We start from the raw sequence: 22,784 nt of genomic DNA on the forward strand, positions 1-22,784 counted from the left end.
CGATACGGCTATAGAATCAGCGCGGTGCCTCAGCACCACTGGGGATCCGAGGAGACGCGCCGCCCGTGAGCATCGCACTCAGCGAGCGACGATCGCTCGCCCGACACCGCCGTGCGCTCGGCTACTGGGCCGTCTCGATCGGCATGTTCGCCTCTCTCTGGATCAGCACGCAGATTCAGCCCGCACCGTGGATGCACCTTCCGATGCTGTTCACGCACCTGGCATCCGTCATCGCCGGACTGGGCGCAACCGTCATGCTCGACGTGAAGGCGCTGCGCTGGGTGACGGGAGCGCAGCAGCTCAGCGACCTGTGGCTGTTCGAGAGGTCCGTCACCCCGCTCGCCTGGGCCGGCATCACGGGTCTGCTGTTCACCGGCGCGTTCCTGCAGCCCAGCCTCGATGAGCCGATCACCGCCCTGAAGATGGTCGCGGTCTTCGTCGCCGCCATGAACGGCGTCGCACTGGGCAGGCTCACCGACACCCTGCGCCGGATGCCGCCTGACACCCGCTTCGCGGCTGCGCCGACCCGGCTGAAGCTGTGGTGCCTGAGCAGCGCGGCCACCTCGCAGATCGCGTGGTGGACGGCGGTGATCATCGGAATGCTGAACACATCCGGCGCGTGAACCGCGTCGGTATACCAGATCTCCCCTCGTCACCCCTGTTTTCCCGCCCGCGTGCCGCCCTATAATCAAGCGGACCGCCCCTCGCCGTCACCCGAAGGCTGCAGTGGGTCGTGAGCCCGACCCCCCGACCGGAATAACCTCGCCATGCCCGAAACCCCCCTTCCGCCGCGCCGCTCGACGCACATCGAGTTCGACCCGGCGACAGGTGACACCACCGTGCCCGCGAAGCCGATCACGCACGAGCCGCAGCTGCGTCCTCGTCCGCGCCCGCAGGTGCCGGCATCCGGCCCGCTGCCGCGCTCGGCAGCGGTGGGGACGGCGGCCCGTTCGTCTGAGGCGGAGGAGCCGGCAACCGGTCTGCGCACCCGACCGGCATCCGGCGTCCCGACCCGCCCGATGCTGCAGGTGGACGGCGGCGACGGCGGCGCGACTCCCCCGGCCGGAGCGGCCGGAGCGGCCGACGCCACGCCGGCGAAGCGCCGCCGCACCGTGCTGATCGCGATGGTGGCCGTGATCACCGTGCTGCTGGGCTCGCTGGCCGCCGTGACGGCCGGCATCGCCTCGTCGATGTCGGACAAGGCCGCCGAAGCCGCAGCGCCGCCGGCAGCAGTGGCCAAGGAGCCCGCGCCGATCGAGTTCCCGAAGGACACCCCCGCGGCGGCGGCCGGCGCAGGGCCGTGCACCTCGGTGCGCGTGCTCTCGTCGTTCGAGAACGCCGAGATGGTGGAGAACCTCGCGAAGGCCTACAACGAGAAGCCCCGCGATGTGGACGGCTCGTGCGTAACCGTCACGACCTCGAAGTCGAAGTCCGGTGTCGCCGCCGAGGACGCCGCCGCCTCGTTCTCGAGGTTCGCCGCCGACCAGCGCCCCACCGTCTGGCTGCCGGATTCGTCGATGTGGCTCGCGGATGCCGGTGACGCGGCGCCCGTGGGTGAGCGCACCCTGGTCGCGTTCTCCGACGTCGTCCCCGCCATGCCGCACTCCCTGGCCGACGCGATCGGCTGGTCCGACAAAGCCCCGACCTGGGCCGAGATCTTCCAGGCCGCGGGCGACCCCGACGTCTGGGTCGACGCCGGGCATCCGGAGTGGGGCACGTTCAAGCTGGGCAAGACCAGCCCTCTCGTGGCGACCTCCGGCGCCGCGGCGATGCTCGCCTCTTACGGAGTCGCCGCCGACGACGTCGGCGAGGTGACCACCGAGGACATCGCCGATCCGACGGTGCGCCGCAAGGTGCACGACCAGGAGCTCGCCACCAGCCACTACATGGCCACGCCCGAGCACTTCCTCTGGCACGCCCGGCAGGCCGAAGGAAAGGGGTCCTCTGCCGACTTCCTGTCCGCGGTCATCGTCGACGAGAAGTCGATCTGGGACTACAACCGCGGCATCTCCAGCCGCGACGGCGTCACGCGTGCGGTGGGGCAGCCGCCGGTCGATCCGCTGGTTCCGGTCTACCCGGCCGACGGCGCATACTCGGCCGACAATCCCGCGATCCCGCTGACCGGCGACTGGGTGGATGCCAAGCAGCAGTCCGCCGCGGCGGACTTCATCCGCTTCACCGGTACGGAAGAGGGGCAGACCGTGGTGCGCGAGGCCGGCTACCGCGACCTGAACCGCGAGCTCGACGACCACGTGGCGCAGATCGCCCAGCTCGACAAGAAGGGCACGAAGACGCAGCTGTCCACCAGCGCCGAGGTACTGCTCGCCGCCCAGGCTGCCTTCCCCGAGGTCCGCAAGCGCGCGAATGTACTGTTCCTGCTCGATGTCTCGGGATCGATGGACGAGCCTGTGACGGCGACCGACACCCGCCTCACCCTGGCGAAGAAGGCCGTCGGCGCCGCGCTCGACCACTTCACAGAGGGCGATGACGTGGGCCTTGCCGCCTTCGCGCAGAACCCGGACGGCAAGCTGGTTCCCGGCCAGCTGGCCCCGGTCGCCGACATCCGCCAGACCAAGAAGAAGTTCGTCAGCCAGCTCGACAGCATCACCTCGATGGGCGACACCCCGCTGTACGAGGCGGTCGACACGTTCGCGAAGAAGCAGGCCGCGTCGTGGGCATCCGACCACATCAACGCGATCGTGCTGCTCAGCGACGGCGAGAACGACACGAACCACGACACCACCACGGCCGCGCAGATGCTCAAGACGCTCGAGGGCCTGCACCACGACAACACTCCGGTGCTGATCTTCACGCTCGCCTACGGCAAGGATGCCGACGTGCAGGCGCTGAAGGACATCTCGGGCGCGACGGGTGCGCACTACTACGACGCGACGGATCCGACGCAGCTCAAAGAGGTGCTCGGCGACCTCGTCACCAGTTTCTGACGAACGGATGCCGGTGACGCAGGCTGTTCGCCCGCGCGTCACCGGCATCCGGTAGCGTGACGCCCATGACCGCTGACGTTCCGCCGCCCACCGCCGACACCAGGTCTCTCGCGGCGTTCGGCGCCACGGTCGACGGCGGTGACGAGACGCCGATCCCCCGCAAGCGAGTGCTCTCGTGGGCGATGTGGGACTGGGCGATGCAGCCGTTCAACACCGTCATTCTGACCTTCGTCTGGATCGCGCTCTATCTCACGAGCCGGATGTTCCTCGAGCCGGAGGTGCGCGAGTCCGGGCTGCTCGCGGACGGCTCGTACCTGAGCTGCAACGACACCGCCAACCTGGGCACCGCGTACTGCCAGGGGCTGACCGATCTGTCGGAGTGGTGGGGCTGGGCGAACTTCGCCGCCGGCATCCTGATCCTGCTGCTCGCCCCGGTGCTCGGCCAGCAGGCGGACGCGCGCGGCAGCAAGAAGAAGTGGGTGATGGGCGCGACGATCGCGATCGCGCTGGTGCAGTTCTCCCTGTTCTTCGTCGAGGCCGATCCGAAGTTCTTCTGGTTCGGTGCCCTCGCCGTCGCGATCGCGGCGGTCATCGGCGAGATCGGCAACGTCAGCTACTACGCGATGCTGTCCGAGGTGTCGACCCCGAAGAACGTCGGCCGCATCTCGGGTCTCGGCTGGGGCCTGGGCTACGTCGGCGGCGTCGTCGCGCTGATCCTGTGCATCCCGGTGCTCTTCCTGATCGGCCAGGACGAGCCGCTCGCGTTCAAACTCGTCGCGGTGATCTGCGCCGTGTGGACGCTGGTGTTCTCGATCCCCATGTTCCGCAACGTGCCGGAGTCGCCGGCGTACGGCACCTCACCGAAGGTGGGCTTCTTCCGCGCGTACGTCGTGCTGGGGCACAACATCGCGAACCTGTTCCGCACCAACCGGCCGACGTTCTGGTTCATGCTCGCAGCCGCCGTCTACCGCGACGGCCTGGCCGGAGTCTTCGCGTTCGGCGCCGTGCTGGCGGCGCAGGGCTTCGGCTTCTCGTTCCTCGAGGTGATCGTGTTCGGTCTAGCCGCGAACCTCGTCGCCGGCGTCTCGACGCTGCTCGCCGGCCGCGTCGACGACGCAATCGGCCCGCGGCGACTCATCATGATCACCCTCATCGGACTCGTTGCGATGGCGTTCGTGGTGTTCGCGCTGCGCGACCTCGGCACGATCGTGTTCTGGGTGTGCGGTCTGCTGCTGTGCGCCTTCGTCGGGCCGGCGCAGGCCGCCAGCCGCAGCCTGCTCACCCGGCTCACCCCGCCGGATCAGCAGGGCGAGATCTTCGGCCTGTATGCCACGACGGGCCGCGTCGCGTCGTTCCTGTCGCCGCTGGCCTGGTCGCTGTTCCTGCTCTGGTTCGGGGGGATCATCTACGGCGTGCTGGGGATCGGGCTGATCCTGCTGATCGGGCTGGTGCTGCTGATGTTCGTGCGCTTCCCGAAGGATGTCAGGGTCTGAGGCTTCCTGCGGCTGGAATACCGTCGGCGGGCCTGAGGTTCGCCTTCTCATGAGCCTGATCGCGATGACGCCGCCGCGCGCGGGCGGCGATGACCGGGGCGCCGGCGATCCGGGCGCAGCGCTCGAGACGCTGCTCGAGGCCGTCGAAGTGCGCATCCGTGAGCAGCTCCGATACCGCCTCGCCGACGAAACGCTCGTGCTCGACCCGGACGCGCTGGCCTTCGCCTACGTGCTCTCCGGTGAACTGCAGATCCGGTCCGCCGGTCTGTCGGGTCGGAGCATCGGCACCGGTGACGTGCTGCTCGTGGGCGGACAGCACACGACGACCCTGGTCGCGCAGGGTGCGGCATCCGTCCTGGTCTCCGAACTCGCCCTCGCCGACGAGGCCGCGCACATCGCCGCGCTGCTGCCCGACCTCGCCTGGATCACCGGCTTCGCCACCCTCGAGCCCGCGGCTGCGGCGCTCGCGCAGGTCATGGGCGTCGATGCCGGCGCGGAGTGCGAGAACCGCAGCGGCGACGGCCCGATCTGCCGGATGATGGCGAAGACGGTCCTCGCGTCGGTGATCCGCGCCTGGGCGGCGAACGGCTGCGCGCCCGAGGGCTGGCCTTACGCGGCATCCGATCCCTTCCTCGACCGCGTCGTCGACGCGATCCACGCCGACCCCGGCCGGGACTGGACGGTCGAGTCGCTCGCGGCCGTCGGCGCGATGTCGCGCTCGGTCTTCGCCGAGCGATTCCGAGAGACCTACGGCCAGTCCCCCGCGGGCTACGTCACCTCCGTGCGGATGCGCTCCGCGCAGGAACTGCTCTCGCGCGGACTCGGTGTGAGCGTGGTGTCGCGCGAGCTCGGCTACGCCTCGGACGAGGGATTCAGCCGGGCGTTCCGCCGCCATGTCGGCGACACTCCCTCGGCCTGGCGCGCGCAGCGCCGGCTCGCCACCGCCTGAGACCTTCATCGAGGCCGGCCCCGCCCCTGGCGAGGCAGGGCCGGTCGGTAGTGTGTGAAACGTCGCAATTGACACCGAGAGGAAACACAGCAGTCTCCTACGGAAGGTTTGATCAATGAAGACGAAGTTCCTCGCCGTTCTCGGGACGGCGGCAGTTGTCGCGCCGCTGGCCCTGGGCTCCGCAACACGATGGATCGCGTCTCGGCGAGCGGCGACGGGGCGATGAACCTCGACACCGAGTCGTGCTGGGGTGCGGAGACCGCGACCGACGACGCCTGCTACATCGACGTCGCCAAGCGCGTGCAGACCAGCGACCTGCAGGTGCTGGCCCGCGGCTGGATGCGACTGGACGGCGCCGGTGACCACAAGGGCACCGTCGAGCTGGCCGCCAACGACGTCGTGGTACCGGCCGGGCACCAGCTCGGTCTGGTCATCACGGGCAGCAACAACGGCGTGATCATGCCCGACACCGCCCGCAACCCGTACACGATCGACCTCTCCCAGACGAAGCTCAACCTGCCGGTCTCCAGCCCGATGAGCGGGTTCGGCCCGGGCAAGCTGAAGGTCGAGGACACCGAGAACCTGGTCGACGGCACCCTGCCGACCGCTCAGGATCTGCTGCGCGGCCTGGAGGACTGACCTCCGCTCCGCAGAGCACAGATGCCCCTCCTCGGAATCTCCGAGGAGGGGCATCTGCCGTCGGGTCAGGCCCTCGCTGCCGCCCGATCCGACAGCCCGAACAGAACCGCGCCGACCACCAGGCTCGCCGCCCCCACCAGGTAGACAGGCACGATGCCCAGCCCGTCGACCAGCAGCCCGCCGACCGCCGCGGCGATCATGATCGCCGCCTGGAATCCGACCACCGAGATGCTGCCGCCGGCTTCCAGCCGATCCGGCATCCGCTTGCCCACCCACGTGTTCACGATCAGCAGCCAGGATGCGAAGAAGAATCCCCACACGAACGATGCGACGCCGACGAGGAACGGCGAACCGGATGCCGCGATCAGCACGATCGCGCTCGCGGCGACCACGACCGGAGTGATCACGGCCAGCACGGCGTAGGTGCGGTCGACGATCAGTCCGATCAGGAAGTTGCCCGCGAGACCGCCGATGCCGAACGCCGCCAGCAGAGCGATGATCAGGCCTGCATCGATCGGAGTGCCGCCGTCCTGCACGCGCTCCAGCGCGACCCGGATGTAGGTGTAGGCGAGGAAGTGCCCGAGCACGACGAGCATGTGCCCCACGAAGCCCAGCCCGATGCCGGGCAGGCGCAGCGTGCCCACCAGCGCCCGCAGCGACGATGACCCCTCCGACGGCACCTGCGGCAGCAGCACACGCAGCGCCACCGCGAGCAGCCCCGTGGCCAGGGCGGCGAGGCCGAAGACGCCCTGCCAGCCGACGACACCGCTGAGCATCACGCCCACGGGCACACCTGCGACCGTGGCGAGCGAGCCTCCGGCCGTGGTGAACATCACCGCCTTGCCCAGCCGGTCGGGACCGGCGATCTTCGCGGCCACGGTGATCGACATCGCCCAGAAGGCCGACAGCGCGCCGCCGAGCAGCACACGGCCGATGAGCAGCAGCGGCAGGTTCGGGGCGATCGCGACGATCGCGTTCGAGACGGTCGCGGCGACGGCCATCCACACCAGCAGCGAGCGGCGGTCCAGGCGCGGGAACATCAGACCGACGGTCGGGGCGACGATCAGCCCGGCGAGCGCCGTGACGGCGACCATCAGTCCGGCCTGCCCGGTGCTCACGCCGATGTCGCCGGCGATCTCGGTGAGCACTCCGCCCGGCAGGAACTCGGCCGTGACGAGCAGGAAGCTCATCGCGGTCATCGTGAGCAGCGCGCCGTAGCGCAGTCGCGGCGCAGCGGGGGCGGTCGTCACGGGAACAGGGGCGGTCGTGGTCATGGTTCCAGCTTTCCGAGGCGCAGCCAGGTTCGCCCGACGGTGCGTCCGGGGCATCCGACCGATCGTCCGGATCCCGGCGGCGGGTACTGCACATGCACAACCGACCACGCGGTCGAAACCGCACCCCAAAACGCCGTCGAGCATGCGAAACCGACCACGCGGTGCAAAGCGCAGCCAGCGGGAGAGGTCACTCCCAGTTGTCGGCGAGCTTCCCCAGCAGGCGCGCGAGCTCCGCGCGCTCGTCCTCGCTCAGCGCGGCGAGCGCGCGGTCGAGCCGGTCGCGACGCTGCCCGCGCACCCCGCCCAGCATCCGCCTGCCGTCGTCGGTCAGCACGATCCGCGTGCGACGGGCGTCGTCGGGGTCGGCCTCGCGGCGGACCCAGCCGTTCTCGACGCCCTGCTGCACCAGCCGCGAGGCCCGCGGCTGGTCGACGCCGATCGCGTCCGCAAGATCGCTCACGCCGAGCGGAGCGGATGCCGCGGCGAGCGCCTCGAGCATCCGCAGCCGCGCCGGGAAGTCACGCATGCCAGGTCCGCCCCAGCCGCCGTGCCGGCCCCAGGGTCCTCCCCCGTGCGGGCCGGGATGTCCGTGCATCCCGCCGTGCCCGTGCGGACCGCCGTGTCCCTCCCGGCCGTGCCCTTCGTGCGCCCGTGACGGTCCGCGCCCGCGCAGCCGTGAGAGCGCGTCGGCGATCAGGTCTGCGGGGTCTTTCGACGGGCTGCTCATGCATCCGATTTTACATGTGACTTGACATATACCTACATTGCATGTCACACTGCATATACATGCAACATGACAAGTAAAGGACCTCTCATGAACAGCTCAGAGAAAAACACCGCCCGCCCGTTCGGCTTCTGGATCACGGCGATCGACCGCCTGATGGCCGAGCGATTCGCCACCGCCTTCGAGAACGAAGGACTCACCCGCCGTGATTGGCGACTGCTGAACGTCGTCGCCGAAGGCGGCGACCCGCACACCCCGAAGATCCGCCGGCTCGCCGAGCGCGGCTGGATCACCCGCACCTCCGGCACCTGGCAGCTCACCGACTCCGGTCGCGCCGCCAAGGAGCGCCTGGGCGCCGTCGTCGACGGCATCCGCGCGCAGGTCTCCGACGTCGTCACCCCCGAGGACTACGCCGTCCTGACGGCGTCGCTCGAGAACATCGCCCGCGCATTCGGTTACGAGGAGGGCAAGCCGCTCCCCCGTCGCCACCGCGGACACCACCGCGGACACCGCCACGGTGGACACGGCGAGCACCGCTTCGGCCCGCACGGCCACGGCCACCACGAGCACCGCGCCTTCGAGGGCGCCCCGTTCGACGGCGACCGCCGCGGACATGGACACTGGGGCCACGGTCGCGGGCACGCCCCGCAGGTGCAGCACATCCATATCCACACCCACTGAGCGGTGAGCCGCTCGGCCAGGGGCCTCGACCGCGTCATCCGCGTTCGAGGCCTCTTCGCGTCAGCCCGCGCTTCATCTGACTGAACCACCTGCCGTCGACTGAACCACCTGCCGACGACTCGGCGACTGCCGGTTCACTCGGCGGGCAGCGCAGCAGAAGCCGCGCGTCAGTTCCCCTTCGCCCCCGCATCGGTCACGCCGACGTCGGTGCGGTGGAAGTTCTGGAACGAGCGGGATGCCGTCGGACCGCGCTGCCCCTGGTAGTGGTTGCCGTAGGCGCCCGAGCCGTACGGGTTCTCGGCGGGCGACGACAGCCGGAAGAAGCACAGCTGGCCGATCTTCATTCCCGGCCACAGCTTGATCGGCAGCGTCGCCACGTTCGCCAGCTCGAGCGTCACGTGCCCGGTGAAGCCGGGGTCGATGAATCCCGCCGTCGAATGCGTGATGAGTCCGAGCCGTCCCAGCGACGACTTTCCCTCCAGCCGCGCGGCGATGTCGTCCGGCAGGGTGACCTGCTCGAAGGTGGCACCGAGCGCGAACTCCCCCGGGTGCAGCACGAACGGCTCGTCCGGGTCGACCTCGATCAGGCGGGTCAGCTCCGGCTGATCCTCGGCCGGGTCGATGTACGGGTACTTGTGGTTGTCGAACAGCCGGAAGTAGCGGTCCAGGCGCACGTCGATGCTCGACGGCTGCACCATCCCGAGATCAAGCGGATCGAGCCCGACGCGCTCGGATGCCAGTTCTGCCCTGATGTCGCGATCGCTGAGAAGCACGAGTTCAGCGTACCGGTGCGCAGGATCGGCCATAATGTTCGCGACAGCAACCGCTTCCCGAAGGAGCCATCGATGACGACATTCACCGCCTGGAAGTTCGAGACCGTCGAAGGGGCCGAGACGGCGACCGGCATCCTGCGCGAGGCCGCCGACGAGGGCCTCATCAAGATCGAGGACTATGCCGTCATCGAGTGGACTCCCGGCGAGGATCGCCCCAAGGTCAAGTACGAGCACCGCGACGACTGGCGCGCGACCGGCTGGGGCGCACTGCTCGGTGGGCTCGCGGGCGTGCTCTTCTTCCTGCCGCTGATCGGTGCCGCCGCCGGTGCGGCGATCGGACTGCTGGTGAAGAAGATGGACGACGCCGGCATCAGCAAGGAGCAGCTCGACCGCATCGGCAAGGAGGTCGTCCCCGGCACCTCCGCGCTCTTCGTCGTCAACACCGAGACGGATCGCGACCGTCTCGCCGAGCGCTTCCACGGCGTCGGCGCCACGCTCATCGCGAGCAACCTGGTATCGGTGGACGAGGACACCGTGCGGAAGGCCTTCGAGGGCTGACGCCACCTGCGCGACGCTTCGACAGGCTCAGCGACCCAGGACCGACAGGCTGAGCGACCCAGGACCGACGGGCTCAGCGACCCCGCAGTTGGGCCCTGAGCCTATCGAGGCTCAGACCAGGCCGATCCTGTGCGCGATGATGACCGCCTGGATGCGGTCGCGCGCGTCGAGTTTCGCGAGCACCCGGCCGACGTGCGTCTTCACGGTCGATTCGCTCAGGAAGAGCCGCTCCGCGATCTCGGAGTTGGTCAGTCCCTGCGCGATCGCCAGGAACACCTCGCGCTCGCGCTCGGTCAGCTCGGTCGTCGGATCGGGTCCGGATGCCGCCGGCGCGGGCTGCGCGGACAGCTGGTCGAGAAAGGCACGCGTGGCGCGCGGCGCAAGCACCGCGTCGCCGCGGGCCACCGCGCGCACGGCCGCGACCAGTTCCTGGCGCTGAGCGTCCTTGAGCAGGAATCCGCTCGCGCCGGCGCGGATGGCGCCGAACGCGTACTCGTCGAGGTCGAAGGTGGTCAGCACCAGCACACGGATGCCCGGATGCTCGCGCACGATGGCCTCGGTGGCGGCGATGCCGTCGGTGCCCGGCATCCGCACGTCCATCAGCACGACGTCGGGCGTGAGCGCGGCGGCCTGCCGCACGGCGACGGCCCCGTCGCCGGCCTCGCCGACGATCTCGATGTCGCTCTCCGCCTCGAGCACCATTCGGAAGCCGACGCGGATGAGCGCCTGATCGTCGACGAGCAGCACGCGGATGGGTTCGGTCATGAGGCGCTCTCGATCGGGCGCGGCAGTTCCGCGCGCAGCATCCATCGTCCCCCGCCGACGGCGCCGGACCGGAACGACCCGCCCAGATGCGCGGCGCGCTCGGCGAGTCCGCGCAGGCCGAAGCCGGGGTCATCCGTGCCGGTCGAGGCCCCGTCGTTGACGATCTCGACGACCAGCGGATCGGCGGCGTAGTCGATCCGCACGTCGATCGCGGTCGCCTTCGGTGCGTGCCGCATGGCGTTCGTGAGCCCCTCCTGCACGATGCGACCGACGGCGAAGGCGACCGCGGGCGGCAGCTCCGGAGAGCCCTTCGTCACCAGCGAGACCGTGAACCCGGCGCTGCGCGCGGCTGCCACCGGTTCGGCGGGGTCGATCGGTGCGGCGGGTTCGAGCGGCGCATCGCCAGCCCGCAGCACGCCCAGCATCGAGCGCATCTCGGCGAGGGCGCTGCGGGCGGTGTCGGCGGCGGCGAGCGACGCATCCCGCGCGCGGTCCGGATCGCCGGTCGCGGCGGCGCCTTCAGACAGGGCGACGACGACGGTCAGCGAGTGGGAGACGATGTCGTGCATCTCACGCGCGATGCGCTCGCGCTCGGCCGCCGCGGCGAGCTGCGCGTGCTGGTCGCGCTCGACGAGCAGCTGGCGCGAGCGGGCGAGCACCGCCTCCATGTAGCGCTTGCGGTTGCCGACGTTCACGCCGATGAGGGCGCCGATCAGGCCGAGCACCAGTTCGCCGAGGATCGCGTTGATGGACGTGCCCCAGCTGAGGGCGCCGGTGAGCGACATCGAGACGCCGAGCAGCGCGAGCACGCCGATCCCGATGCCGAGCGCCGTCCAGCAGGCGCGGGCCGACCGGTACACGGCGAGGGTGTAGGCGGTCACCGCGATCAGGAAGGACGCGACCGGCTCGGTGAGCAGCATGTAGAGCACCGCCACCACGATCGATGCGACGAAGACGAGCATCGGCCAGCGACGACGCCAGACCAGCAGCACGCAGGTCGCGATCATCGCGAGCACAGCTGGCGTCCACGCGACCGCGGCGGTGATCTGCCCGCCGTCCACCGCCGAGGTCGAGCCGTAGGTGGAGGCCTGGGCCAGCGCCGGAAACAGGCAGAACAGTGCGATGAGGATGTCGGCGAAGAGCGGATGCCGCGCCCAGAACCGCCGGATCACACCCGGCGGGCGCGGCAGACGAAGGTCGCCGTCCGCGGGGACGGCGACCTCCGTTCCGGATGTTCCAGGCACGCGGCCGACTCTACGCGTCGCGCACGCGGAGCACAGCCCACGCAGCGAGCTGTCCGACGACCGCCCAGCCGATCAGGGTGACCAGTGCGACCGGCCATTCCAGGCCCCAGTCGCTCTGCGGCGTGATCAGGTTCTGCGAGGCGGGCATCGGCAGGTAGGCGCCGAGGTCCTGGATCCACTGCCACCCCTCGCCCGCCATCTGGAACATGCTCACCACGATCGGCAGCACGAACAGCAGTCCGACGGTCGAGGCGATTGCACCCGCGCCGCTGCGCAGGATGAACCCGAAAGAGACGCCGATCAGGGCGAACACCGCCATCGAGAACCAGGCCGCCAGCAGCGGATACCAGGTCTCGGGGGCATCCGTCCAGAGGATCGGCTTGTCGTTCCCCTCGACGATCGGGGTGACCGCGAGTGCGGCGACCAGCTGCATGACGGCGGTCGAGACGAAGATCAATGCGGCGACCACGGCCGCCTTCGCCGCCAGCACGGCGCCGCGCACCGGCACAGCCGTCAGCGTGGAACGGATCATGCCGGTGGAGTACTCGCCGGTGACGGCGATCGCGCCGAGGATGCCGGCGAGCAGCATCGTGAACTGCACCGAAGAGACGACCGCCTGGATGCCGTCGACCTCCGCCGCGCCGGCGAGCATCATCGCGATGCCGATCGTGAGCACGGCTGTGATGCCGATGGACCACCAGGTGGAGCGCAGCGTGGCGAGCTTGATCCACTCGCTGCGCAGCGCGCGGCCGAAGGAGAGCCGGTACGCCGACGTCTCGGTGTGCGTGCGCCTTGCCGGCGCGGTCTGGACGCTCATGCGATCTCCTTGCTCTTGTACTCGACCGCGTCGCCGGTGAGCGCCATGTAGGCCTCTTCGAGCGAGCCGGTGGCCGGGGTCAGTTCGTGCAGCGGGATGCGGTGCTCGGCGGCGAGGTCGCCGATGCGGGCCGCCGGAACGCCGACGACGTCGAACGTCTCGGGGCCGGTGCTGATGATCTCCGTCGCGGGGCCGGCGACCACGGCCGCGAGGTCGGCGGCACGCGGGGTGCGCACGCGCACCGTGGTGCTGGTCCAGGCGCGGACGAGGTCGTCGAGCGGAGCATCCGCCAGCACCTTGCCGCGGCCGAGCACGATCACGTGGTCGGCGGTCTGCGACATCTCGCTCATGAGGTGGCTGGAGAGCAGCACGGTGCGTCCCTCGGATGCCGCGTGGCGGACGAACTGGCGCACCCAGCGCACGCCCTCGGGGTCGAGGCCGTTGACCGGCTCGTCGAGGATGAGGGTGTGCGGGTCGCCGAGCAGAGCGGCGGCGATGCCGAGGCGCTGGCCCATGCCGAGCGAGAACTTGCCGGCGCGCTTGTTCGCGACCGAGCCGATGCCGGCGAGGTCGATGACCTCGTCGACACGGGACGACGGGATGCCGTGGGTGGCCGCCATCGCGCGCAGGTGGTTGCGGGCGGTGCGGCCGGTGTGCACGGCCTTGGCATCGAGCAGCACGCCCACTTCGGTGAGCGGTGCGGGCAGCCGGCGGTACTCCTGCCCGCTGACGGTGACGCGACCGGACGTCGGCTTGTCGAGTCCGACGATCATGCGCATCGTGGTCGACTTGCCTGCGCCGTTCGGCCCGAGGAACCCGGTGACCATCCCGGGCCGCACGGTGAACGACACGTCGTCGACGGCCTTCTTGTCTCCGAACCTCTTGCCGAGGCCTTCTGCTGTGATCATGCCTTCGACGCTATTTCCCGGGCCGGGTGCGGCGCGTCGGCCTGGCGGATGATCCTGCGGTGTGGAGGGTGGTACCGCGGTGCCATGCCTCGGTCGTTGAGCGCCCTTCGTCTCGTCGCTGCGCTCCTCGCTCAGGATCCGCGCAGCGAGACGAAACGTCGTCCCGTTCAGGTTTGTTATGCTGGCCAGGCACCATCTCGGGGCTGTAGTTCAATGGCAGAACTTCTGCTTCCCAAGCAGACAGCGCGGGTTCGATTCCCGTCAGCCCCTCCGCGAATCTCGACCGATGAATCTGACCTTCCGCCAGGACGCCAGGGACGACGCCGTACACAGCGCGGCGTCGATCTGGGCCCGGGCGACCGCCATGCGCGACGGGCTGCAGCGCCCGGCACCCGCGGAGGACAAGATCCCCGGCATCAGGTCCGCACTCGCCGTCGCTGGCGCGAGCCTTCATGTAGCGGAGCGCTGGCCGGACGACGTCGGCTTCGCCGTGCTCGTGCCGAACGGGCGAGCACTCGAGCTGCGCTACCTCGGCGCCGACCCGGAGGCCTGGGGAACGGGCGTCGGCGGCGGCATCCTCGAGTACGTCGAGGGCCGCGCGCGCAGCGCCGGCTTCGACGAGCTCACGCTCTGGGTCCTCGAGGACAACGAGCGAGCGATCGGCGTCTACGAACGGTCCGGCTGGCGGCGCACGCCGGACATGAAGTCGCAGCTCGAAAGCCGCCGCACCGAGTGCCGGCTGCACAAGGCGCTGAACTGACCTCGGCCGATCACGTCAGGCTCCGCACCTCGATACTCCCCGGCTCAGCACCGGGAGACGCGGAGAGCACGATCTGACCGGTCCACGGCACCAGGCAGGTCAGGGTCCGGGCGCCATCTGCGGCGAACACCTCGATCGAACCGCGGTCCACGATGAGGGTCAGCGCCTCCATCCCCTCAGCGGGCAAGGGCATCCGCTGCACACCGGGGAACGGATCCGGAACGGCGGTCGCGGACGTACGGTCGAACACGACCTCGTCGGGCGACCAGCGCAGGACTACCCGCGGCCCGTCTTCGGAGGCCAGCACGACCTCACCGGTGACGCCCGTCAGGTCGATCCGCGCCGCACCGGGCAGCGCGAAGGAACCGTCCGTCTCGGGAGCCACCGCCGCCCCCGCGGTGACCACCGGCTCCGCGATCAGCTGCGGACGCCCGTCGACCGTGGCCAGGCCGAGCCGGCGTGCGATCGTCATCGCGCCCCGCCAGCCCTCATCGGGCCAATCGCGGGCGTACTCCCAGTTGCTCATCCACGCGATGAGCGTGCGCCTGTCATCGGGCAGACCGTTGAAGCTCACGCCGGCATAGCAGTCGGGTCCGTGGTCGAGCCAGTCGGCGTCCTCCGCCGATCCCGGTGGCTGGTCGGCCGTGAAGGTCACCCCGTCGAACGCTCCCACCACGTACTGCGTTCCCGACCCTCCCGCGATGCCGCCGGGATTCAGGCTGATCACGAGCACCCAGCGCACGTCCTCGAGATCCCCGTCGACCGCCAGCGGGAACAGATCCGGGCACTCCCAGATGCCGTCGACGGCCCCGGCAGGCCCGTACGCAGACAGGAAGGACCACTGCTTCAGGTCGTCGGAGCGGTACAGCACGACCTGCCGGTCCACGGCCTCGACCGCCACCATCACCCAGTACTCCCCCGCCGGACCTGCGTAGCGGAACACCTTCGGGTCTCGGAAGTCCGTCGACTCCCGATCGAGCACCGGATTCCCCGCATACTTCGTCCACGTCTCGCCGTCGTCGACGCTGTACGCGAGCGCCTGCGACTGGATGCCGGTCGACTCCGACACCGACGTGTAGATCGCCACCAGGGCGGTCTCACCCGGCCCGGCGAATCCCGCGGTGTTCCCGGTGTCGACGACGGCGGAACCGGAGAAGATCTGCTCGTGCTCGTCGAACGGGATCGCCACCGGGTGCTCGGTCCACGTCACCAGGTCGGTGCTGGATGCGTGCCCCCAGCTCATGTTGGCGTGAACCGTTCCCTGCGGGTTGTACTGGAAGAACAGGTGGTACCGACCGTCGTGGAAAACCAGTCCGTTCGGGTCGTTCATCCAGTTGCGGGCAGGCGTGAAGTGCACGAGCGGCCGGGTCATGACGTGTTCCTCTGCAGAGAGTCCGGCGCGGGTCATGCCCGCGTCCTGATGTGGAGTGAGATGAGTTCGGCGGCGCCGCCGTTCGCGAAGAAGCCGATCCGCTCCCCCGCCCGGCGGTACAGTCGCGTGCTCAAGGCGACCTGCCGGTCGAGCACCGCGACGACGATCTCGCCGTCGACGACGATCTCGATGCGGTGCCTCCCGGGTTCCAGCCGGCACGGCCGCTCGAACTCGAACGGCACGTCGCCGGAGATCTGCCACTGCTCACCACCGGTGACCGCGCGGGGCCAGCGGTCGAAGACCACGCGGCTCCGGCGCGGCTCGAGACGGATCGCGCCGGCTTCGCCGCCGTCGGCTGTGGAGCGGATCAGCAGCCCGGCCTCCTCGAGGCCGGCGCCGAGTTCGAGCTCGGCCGTCAGCAGGAACGCATCCGGCAGGTCCTCGGTGCCGATGACGTCCGCGTAGCGCTCCGCGGCGTCGAGTTCGGCCGGGAGCGCCGGCATTCCGGCATCCGTCGTCGCCTCGAACGAGGCGAGCATCTCGTCGGGGAATCGGAACGTCAGCGCGCCGTCCGGGTGCTGGTCGGCTTCGAGCGTTGACATCGTGCCCGCCCACTGCCAAGGACCGTCGTCGGTGCCGCCTTCGCGGGTGGCGATCCAGCCGACGAAGTACCTCCGGCTGTCGCGCTCGACGGTCTTCGCGGCATAGAACGCCCTGGTGTCGATCTGGTCGTCGCCCGGGGGCAGCAGCCATGGTCCCTGCGGCGAGCGCGCAATCCGATAGCGGGTGCAGAACGCGTCGGTGAACTCGGAGTACACCAGGTACCACCAGTCGCCCCACTGGAACACGTCGGGGCACTCGTGCGCGATGTATCGCCGCGGGTCCCAGAGCGGCTCGACCGGCGTCCAAGAGTCCAGATCCGACGAGGTCAGCTGGGCCACGGTTCCGCGCCGGCGATCCGGCCCGTCCTCGTGCCGCGCGGCGACGAGCATTCGCCAGAGATCCCCATCGCGGAACACGAACGGATCGCGCCAGTCGCCGGACTCGTATCCCGCAGGAGCGCCGAAGGTGAGTTCCGGATGCTTGGTCCAGTCGCGCAGGCCGTCACGGCTCGTCGCATGCGCGACCAGCTGCAGCGGACGCCCGTCCGCTCCGAGCCGCCGCGGGTTCTGCGCCGTGGAGAACAGGTGCGCGGTGCCCTCGTCGTCGATCACGACAGAGCCGGTGTAGACGTTGAAGTCCTCGGCGTCCGGACCTCCGCTGGGCACGGCCTCGCCGTGGTCGACGAAAGTGACGAAGTCGGAGGTCGTGACCAGATGCCACGGCATGCCGTTCGCGGGCCTGCCGTCATCGGCGGCGATCCGGTCGGCGAACAGGTACCAGAGGTGGAACACGCCGTCCTGCTGGAACGGGATCACGTCGCCGACCCAGCCGTGCCGAGGCTGGAAGAACGCGCTCATCGGGACGACCCCGCCGTCACGCCGGCGATGAAGTAGCGCTGGGCCACGATGAACAGCAGCACGCTGGGGATCATCGAGATCACCACACCGGCGAGCACGACCGAGATGGATCCGGTGCCGAGGTTGCCCTGCAGTCCGACCAGTCCCAGCGGCAGCGTGAAGTTGCTCTGCGACTGCAGGAAGATCAGCGGCCGGTAGAACTCCGCCCAGAACCCGGAGAAGTTCAGGATCGCGAGGGTCGAGATCGCCGGAGCGGCCATCCGCGCGTAGACGTGGAAGAACACGCCCCACTGGCTGGCTCCGTCGATGCGCGCGGCCTCACCGAGCTCACGGGGCATCTGCATGAAGTACTGCCGCATCAGGAAAGTGCCGAACGCGCTGCCCAGCGCCGGGATGATCAGTGACGCCAGGCTGTCGACCATCCCGAACGACTTGATGATCATGAAGATCGGGATGATGATCGTCTGCAGCGGCACCATCATCGTTGCGAGGAAGGCGCCGAAGATCCAGTTCTTGCCCGGGAACGAGATCATCGCGAACGAGTAGCCCGCGAGCGTGCAGGTGATCGTCTGCCCGACCACGATCAGCAGCGTGACGATCACGCTGTTGACGAAGAACTGGCCGATCGGGATCTGCTCGAACACCGCGGAGTAGTTGCTGAAATCCGGGTTCCACGGAATCCACTGCGGCGGATTGTTGAACGCCTCCGCGGGGCTGCGCAGCGACGTGGTCAGCGCCCACAACAGAGGCCCCAGGGCGAACACCGCGGCCAGGATCAGGACGACCAGGCCGACGAACTTGCCCACCTGGAACACCTTGCGGCGCTTGCCGGCAACGGGGTGCGGGGCCAGCGCCTCGCCGGTGACGATGACGGATGTCGCGCTCATTGGTAGAACACCAGCTTCCGGGATGCGAGGAACTGGATGCCGGTGACCGCGAGGATCAGCAGCAGGAGGACGATCGAGATCGCCGAGGAGTACCCGAACTGCAGGTTCTGGAACCCGGTCTGGTACATCGAGATCACGGCCGTCGTGGTCGCCGTGCCCGGCCCGCCCTTGGTCATGATGTAGGGCTGGTCGAACAGCTGCATGGCGTTGATCATGGCGATCACGGCCGCGAACAGGATCGTCGGGCTGATCAGCGGGATCTTGATGCGGAACAGCGTACGCAGCGGTCCCGCGCCGTCGATCGACGAGGCCTCGAGCACGTCGGTGGGCACCGACATCAGGGCCGCGACGAAGAGCACGAAGGTGAATCCGACCTGCTGCCAGACGACGATCAGCACGATGGTCACCTGCGCTCCGAGCGGGCTGGTGAGCCAGGGCACTCCGGAGACGCCGAGCAGGCTGAGGTAGTAGTTGATCGCGCCGAACTTGTAGTCGAACAGGTAGCCCATGAAGATGGCCACCGCCGCGGTCGATGCCAGCAGCGGCAGGTAGAACGCGGTGCGGAAGAACGTGCGGCCGAAGTTCGAGGTGCGTTGATTGACGAGCACGGCTAGGAAGAGGCCGAGCGACAGCTGCAGCGCCACGATCGCGAGCGCCATGACGATGGTCACGCCGAACGACTGCAGCACGGGCTGGTCGTTCAGGAATCGCTCGTAGTTGGCGAGGCCGGCCCACCTGGGAGGAGAGATGACATCCCAGTCGAAGAACGACAGCACGAGCGACGCGACGATGGGCAGGAACGTGAACACGGTCACGAACAGCATCGCGAGGCCGATCATCGCATAGCCGAACAGCGCCTCCCGCCGGGCCGTCCGCCGCGCACCGGGGCGGCGGACGGGCCGGCGAGGGGCCGCCTCGCGCGATGGCGCACGTTGCGTGCGCACAGGGGAAGCTGTGGCGGACATCAGCTGCCCTTCGCCACCTTCTCGAGGTCGCCCTGCATGGCATCGAGCGCCTTCTTCGCGTCGCCCGACGACACTGCCTCGGTGGTGCGCTGATTCAGCGAGGTCGCGAGGGCGTTGTAATAGGACGGCGCCGAGATCGGCACCGAACCGTCGAGCTGGTCGTAGAACACCTGCCAGTGCTCAGGTCCGGTCGTCTTGTACCGCTCCGCGGTCATCAGCGACTTCCGGCCCGGCGTGGTGACGTTTCCGGGGAACATGATGTCGAAGCTCTCCGGCTCGATCATCATCTTGATGACCTCCCACGCGGCGTCCTTCTTCTGCGAGGACTGGAAGATCGAGTACCCGCCGGTGCCGAACAGCGACTTGTTCGACTTCCAGGTCGGGAACAGCTGCGCGTCGAAGCTGCCGTCCTTCATGCCGGCGTTGTGCAGCCCGCCCGCCCAGAATCCGCCGCCGATGGTCATGCCGATCCGGCCGGACGAGAACAGGCCCTGCAGGGTGCCGCCGCCACCCACATCGGGCGAGGGCGACAGCTTGGCCTTCTGCAGGTCGATCACGTACTGCAGCGCCTCGACCGAGGCATCCGAGTTGGCTGTGGGAGCGCCCCACTTCCAGCCGCCCTTGCGACCCTGCACGCTCGCGTCGCCCGACTCGTAGGCCTTGCTCCACAGCCAGTCGCCGCCGTCGTACTTGCCCTCTTCGAGCAGGTTGCCGTCGTTGGCGTACAGGAAAGAGGTCCAGCTGCCCCAGAGACGCACCACCCAGTCGAAGGGCAGGATGTCTCCGCCGACGTTGCCGATGCCCTCGGCCATGGTGTGGAAATCGTCCATGGTTCAGCCCGCCGGTGGAGCCTGCAGGCCGGCCTTGCCGAGCACGTCGTTGTTGTAGAACATGCTGCCGGCGTTGAAGCTGTCGGGCATGTTGTACAAGTGGCCGTCGACCATCATGGCCTCGATGAGGGCGGGATGGATGTCGTTGAAGTAGCTCGACTTCAACAACGCCATGTCCTTCGTGACGTAGTCGTCGAGGGGGACGATGAGCTCCTTACCCGCCATCAGCTGGAGTCCCTCGGTCGCGACGCTGACCAGGTCGGGAGCCTGGCCTGCGGCGATGAGGGTGAGCACCTTGGCGAGGAAGTCGTTCCAGTCCGTGCCGTTGATCGCGGTGATCTTCAGCGTGAGGTCTTTGTCGACCTTCTTCACCTTCGGCTGCAGGGCGTTCTGCAGGGTGGTGGCGGCCTTCTGGTCGCCGAAGTACAGCATCGTGAGCGTTCCGGAGCTGGAACCGCCACCGGCCGGTGAGCATCCGACCAGACTCGTGCCGAGCCCAGCCAGCGACAGGCCGGCGAGGCCGATGCCGCCGAGCTTGATCAGGTCGCGTCGCCCCATCTGGGGGCCGAATTCGCGTGCCATCAACTTCTCCTCTCTGAGAGCGATCGGTCCGAGCGCATGGTCCGGGTGAACTGTTGAACCGATTTATCAGAAGCTAGCATCGCCCTGACGCGTCGCGCAAGATCTTTGATGAATTGATTTATCACGACCCGATATCGGCTATGTTGGTCGCAGAAGGGGGATGCACCGATGGCAACTGCTCGCAGACCGACACTCGCCGACGTGGCACGGCTGTCCGGCATGTCGAAGACCGCCGTCAGCCTCGTGCTGAACGACCGGCCGTCGCGGATGTCCGACGAGGCCGCCGACCGCATCCGCACCGCGGCCGCACAGCTCGGCTACAAGCCCGACCCCGCCGCCCAGAGCCTGCGGTCAGGCAAGACGCGGTCGATCGGCTTCATCTCCGACCAGGTCACCATCACCCGATTCGCCTCTGCCATGGTCCGAGGAACGCTGCGCGCCGCTAAGGAACTCGACCATACCGTGCTCATCGCCGAGACCGGCGATGACGTCTCGCAGCTCGCCGAGTCCTTCCGCGAGATGATCGACCGTCGTGTCGACGGCATCATGGTCGGCCTCATGGCCGCGCGCATGGTCGATGTGCCGCCTGCACCACCGGGCGTGCCGGTGGTGATCGTCAACGGGCGCACGCCGGACGAGCTGCCCAGCGTGCTGCCGGACGAGTACGAAGCCGGGCGCGCCATGGCATCCGCCCTGCTCGATGCCGGCCACAGGCGCATCGGCATCATCGGCGACCTCCCCGCGGCGGCGAACCCGCGCCGATCGGTGACGATCAGTCGTCGCTTCGCCGGTATCGACGACGTACTCCGCGAGGCGGGCCTCACCGCGGTGCGCGTGGACGTCGACGACTGGGGCCCCGACATCGGATACCGCGAGGCGCTGCGCATGCTTCCTGAGCACCCCGATCTCACCGCCGTGCTCGCGTCCACGGACGGCACGGCGTTCGGTGTGATGCAGGCTCTCACCGAGCTGGGGCTGCGCGTGCCCGACGACATCTCGATCGTGTCCTTCGACGACGAGGACCTCGCCTCGATGGTGCATCCCGGACTCACCACCGCACGACTCCCCTATGAGGAGATGGCACGCCACGGCGTGCAGATGCTGCTGGGCGAGCGCGAGCTGGCGCATGAACTGCTGCCGATGCCCGTCATCACTCGCGGGTCGGTGCGCACGGTCACCCCGGGGAGCACCGGCGCATGAGCGGGAACGGCAGAATCATCGTGATCGGCGAGGCGCTGATCGACGTCGTGCACCGCACGGATGGACGTGTCGACGAGAACCCCGGAGGCAGCCCCGCGAACGTCGCGCTGACCCTCGGTCGCCTCGGCGACGCTCCCCGGCTGATCGCCGCCGTCGGACGGGACCCCCACGGGGACCTGCTGCGCGAGTGGCTGGCGGCGTCGGATGTCGAGCTTCTCGCCGTGGACACCGCGCGCACAGCCACGGCGACCGCGCGACTGGCCGCCGACGGCTCGGCCACCTACGAATTCGACATCGACTGGAGCCTGCCGGACGACGTCTCGACCATGGACGCCGGCATCGTGCACACCGGGTCGATCGGCAGCCTCCTGGACCCCGGCGCCGAAGTCGTCCGCCGGCTCGTGGAGGCGGCACGACCCACGGCGCTGATCACCTTCGATCCCAACGTACGCCCCGCGCTGATGACCGACCGGGACGCCACTCGCCGCCGGATCGAGGCGCTCGTAGAGAGTGCTGATGTGGTCAAGGCCAGCGATGAGGACCTGGCGTGGCTCTACCCCGACCGCTCCGCACAGGACAGCGCGAGCGCCTGGCAGCGGTCGGGGCCGGCCGTCGTCGTGGTCACCCACGGCGGCGAGGGCGCCGTGGCCGTCACCGCCGGTGACACCATCCGCGTCGCCGGGCGCTCTGTTCAGGTCGTCGACACCGTCGGCGCCGGGGACACGTTCATGGGCGCGCTGATCCACGGGTTACGCCGCGCCGGCTTCACGGATGCCGGGTCCCGCGAGCGACTACGCGAGGTCGACTCCGTCTCGATCGAGCAGATCCTCGACCTCGCCGCCACCGCCGCCTCGATCACGGTCTCGCGCCCCGGCGCGGACCCGCCCCGCCTCGAAGAACTCTTATCCCAAGAGTAAATTCCTCGTTTCTTGAACCCTGGAACTGGCGAAAGTTCCCA

Annotated in this window: 21 protein-coding genes, 1 tRNA gene and 1 pseudogene; 11 read left to right on the forward strand and 12 right to left on the reverse strand. The window is 69.1% G+C overall.

Annotation, left to right across the window (positions count from 1 at the left end; all coding sequences use genetic code 11):
* The first annotated feature begins 65 nt into the window (after positions 1-65).
* The 5 genes from DY023_RS17140 (at position 66) to DY023_RS17160 (ending at position 6,026) form a co-directional block, all read left to right on the forward strand.
* Positions 66-623, forward strand: coding sequence for a hypothetical protein (locus tag DY023_RS17140; protein WP_116243554.1), 558 nt, complete (start codon positions 66-68; stop codon positions 621-623).
* Between the two features lie 144 nt (positions 624-767).
* Positions 768-2,945, forward strand: a complete 2,178-nt coding sequence (locus DY023_RS17145) for a vWA domain-containing protein (RefSeq protein WP_116243555.1) — start codon at positions 768-770, stop codon at positions 2,943-2,945.
* Between the two features lie 65 nt (positions 2,946-3,010).
* Positions 3,011-4,438: an MFS transporter gene (locus tag DY023_RS17150; RefSeq protein WP_116243682.1), complete on the forward strand. Its 1,428-nt coding sequence runs from the start codon at positions 3,011-3,013 to the stop codon at positions 4,436-4,438.
* Positions 4,439-4,487: 49 nt separating this feature from the next.
* Positions 4,488-5,387: a helix-turn-helix transcriptional regulator gene (locus DY023_RS17155; protein WP_181905891.1), complete on the forward strand. Its 900-nt coding sequence runs from the start codon at positions 4,488-4,490 to the stop codon at positions 5,385-5,387.
* A gap of 189 nt (positions 5,388-5,576) precedes the next feature.
* Positions 5,577-6,026, forward strand: coding sequence for a CocE/NonD family hydrolase C-terminal non-catalytic domain-containing protein (locus DY023_RS17160; RefSeq protein WP_116243556.1), 450 nt, complete (start codon positions 5,577-5,579; stop codon positions 6,024-6,026).
* Positions 6,027-6,091: 65 nt separating this feature from the next.
* Here DY023_RS17160 and DY023_RS17165 read toward each other — a convergent pair whose 3' ends face one another.
* Both DY023_RS17165 and DY023_RS18105 read right to left on the reverse strand, forming a co-directional pair.
* Positions 6,092-7,300, reverse strand: coding sequence for an MFS transporter (locus DY023_RS17165; RefSeq protein WP_116243557.1), 1,209 nt, complete (start codon positions 7,298-7,300; stop codon positions 6,092-6,094).
* A gap of 187 nt (positions 7,301-7,487) precedes the next feature.
* Complete coding sequence (locus DY023_RS18105; protein ID WP_181905892.1) at positions 7,488-8,027, reverse strand: MarR family winged helix-turn-helix transcriptional regulator; 540 nt, start codon at positions 8,025-8,027, stop codon at positions 7,488-7,490.
* An 87-nt stretch (positions 8,028-8,114) separates the two neighbouring features.
* Between DY023_RS18105 and DY023_RS17175 the strand changes: the two genes are divergently transcribed.
* Positions 8,115-8,705, forward strand: coding sequence for a MarR family winged helix-turn-helix transcriptional regulator (locus DY023_RS17175; RefSeq protein ID WP_116243558.1), 591 nt, complete (start codon positions 8,115-8,117; stop codon positions 8,703-8,705).
* Between the two features lie 167 nt (positions 8,706-8,872).
* Here the strand turns inward: DY023_RS17175 and dcd are convergent, their stop codons facing one another.
* The gene (gene dcd / locus DY023_RS17180; RefSeq protein ID WP_116243685.1) at positions 8,873-9,478 is read right to left on the reverse strand and encodes a dCTP deaminase; all 606 of its coding nucleotides are present in this window, start codon (positions 9,476-9,478) and stop codon (positions 8,873-8,875) included.
* A 72-nt stretch (positions 9,479-9,550) separates the two neighbouring features.
* On the opposite strand from dcd, the gene DY023_RS17185 reads away from it, so the two are divergent.
* The gene (locus DY023_RS17185; protein ID WP_116243559.1) at positions 9,551-10,036 is read left to right on the forward strand and encodes a DUF1269 domain-containing protein; all 486 of its coding nucleotides are present in this window, start codon (positions 9,551-9,553) and stop codon (positions 10,034-10,036) included.
* Between the two features lie 111 nt (positions 10,037-10,147).
* Here the strand turns inward: DY023_RS17185 and DY023_RS17190 are convergent, their stop codons facing one another.
* The 4 genes from DY023_RS17190 to DY023_RS17205 are packed head-to-tail and all read right to left on the reverse strand — an operon-like array spanning position 10,148 to position 13,770.
* On the reverse strand, positions 10,148-10,801 hold the full coding sequence (locus DY023_RS17190; protein ID WP_116243560.1) for a response regulator: 654 nt from the start codon (positions 10,799-10,801) through the stop codon (positions 10,148-10,150).
* A complete protein-coding gene (locus DY023_RS17195; protein ID WP_245958764.1) occupies positions 10,798-12,045 on the reverse strand; it encodes a histidine kinase in 1,248 nt (415 codons plus the stop codon). The genes DY023_RS17190 and DY023_RS17195 overlap by 4 nt, the downstream gene beginning before the upstream one ends.
* 10 nt (positions 12,046-12,055) lie before the next feature.
* Positions 12,056-12,862 carry an ABC transporter permease gene (locus DY023_RS17200; protein ID WP_116243562.1) on the reverse strand — a complete coding sequence of 269 codons (807 nt, stop codon included), beginning with the start codon at positions 12,860-12,862 and terminating at the stop codon, positions 12,056-12,058.
* Positions 12,859-13,770: an ABC transporter ATP-binding protein gene (locus DY023_RS17205; RefSeq protein WP_116243563.1), complete on the reverse strand. Its 912-nt coding sequence runs from the start codon at positions 13,768-13,770 to the stop codon at positions 12,859-12,861. Before DY023_RS17205 ends, DY023_RS17200 begins: the two co-directional genes overlap by 4 nt.
* A gap of 199 nt (positions 13,771-13,969) precedes the next feature.
* Here DY023_RS17205 and DY023_RS17210 point away from each other — a divergent pair.
* Together DY023_RS17210 and DY023_RS17215 are read left to right on the forward strand one after the other, a co-directional pair.
* Positions 13,970-14,040: transfer RNA gene (locus DY023_RS17210), tRNA-Gly, on the forward strand.
* 16 nt (positions 14,041-14,056) lie between these two features.
* Positions 14,057-14,530 carry a GNAT family N-acetyltransferase gene (locus DY023_RS17215; RefSeq protein ID WP_116243564.1) on the forward strand — a complete coding sequence of 158 codons (474 nt, stop codon included), beginning with the start codon at positions 14,057-14,059 and terminating at the stop codon, positions 14,528-14,530.
* Between the two features lie 10 nt (positions 14,531-14,540).
* Here the strand turns inward: DY023_RS17215 and DY023_RS17220 are convergent, their stop codons facing one another.
* The 5 genes and pseudogenes from DY023_RS17220 to DY023_RS18465 all read right to left on the reverse strand — a co-directional run bounded on the left by DY023_RS17220 (position 14,541) and on the right by DY023_RS18465 (position 20,626).
* On the reverse strand, positions 14,541-15,902 hold the full coding sequence (locus DY023_RS17220; RefSeq protein ID WP_245958765.1) for a glycoside hydrolase family 32 protein: 1,362 nt from the start codon (positions 15,900-15,902) through the stop codon (positions 14,541-14,543).
* Between the two features lie 32 nt (positions 15,903-15,934).
* Positions 15,935-17,362: a glycoside hydrolase family 32 protein gene (locus DY023_RS17225; protein ID WP_116243566.1), complete on the reverse strand. Its 1,428-nt coding sequence runs from the start codon at positions 17,360-17,362 to the stop codon at positions 15,935-15,937.
* Positions 17,359-18,249, reverse strand: a complete 891-nt coding sequence (locus tag DY023_RS17230; RefSeq protein ID WP_116243567.1) for a carbohydrate ABC transporter permease — start codon at positions 18,247-18,249, stop codon at positions 17,359-17,361. Before DY023_RS17230 ends, DY023_RS17225 begins: the two co-directional genes overlap by 4 nt.
* Positions 18,246-19,214, reverse strand: a complete 969-nt coding sequence (locus tag DY023_RS17235) for a carbohydrate ABC transporter permease (RefSeq protein WP_116243568.1) — start codon at positions 19,212-19,214, stop codon at positions 18,246-18,248. The genes DY023_RS17230 and DY023_RS17235 overlap by 4 nt, the downstream gene beginning before the upstream one ends.
* Positions 19,214-20,626 (reverse strand): annotated as a pseudogene (locus tag DY023_RS18465) (ABC transporter substrate-binding protein). Before DY023_RS18465 ends, DY023_RS17235 begins: the two are co-directional and overlap by 1 nt.
* A gap of 168 nt (positions 20,627-20,794) precedes the next feature.
* Here DY023_RS18465 and DY023_RS17245 point away from each other — a divergent pair.
* Both DY023_RS17245 and DY023_RS17250 read left to right on the forward strand, forming a co-directional pair.
* Entirely contained in the window at positions 20,795-21,826 is a 1,032-nt protein-coding gene (locus tag DY023_RS17245) for a LacI family DNA-binding transcriptional regulator (protein ID WP_116243569.1), read from the forward strand.
* Positions 21,823-22,743, forward strand: coding sequence for a carbohydrate kinase family protein (locus tag DY023_RS17250; protein WP_116243570.1), 921 nt, complete (start codon positions 21,823-21,825; stop codon positions 22,741-22,743). Before DY023_RS17245 ends, DY023_RS17250 begins: the two co-directional genes overlap by 4 nt.
* The last annotated feature ends 41 nt before the right edge of the window (positions 22,744-22,784 follow it).

The sequence above is a fragment of the Microbacterium bovistercoris genome (genome assembly GCF_003387575.1).
Classification (GTDB): domain Bacteria; phylum Actinomycetota; class Actinomycetes; order Actinomycetales; family Microbacteriaceae; genus Microbacterium; species Microbacterium bovistercoris.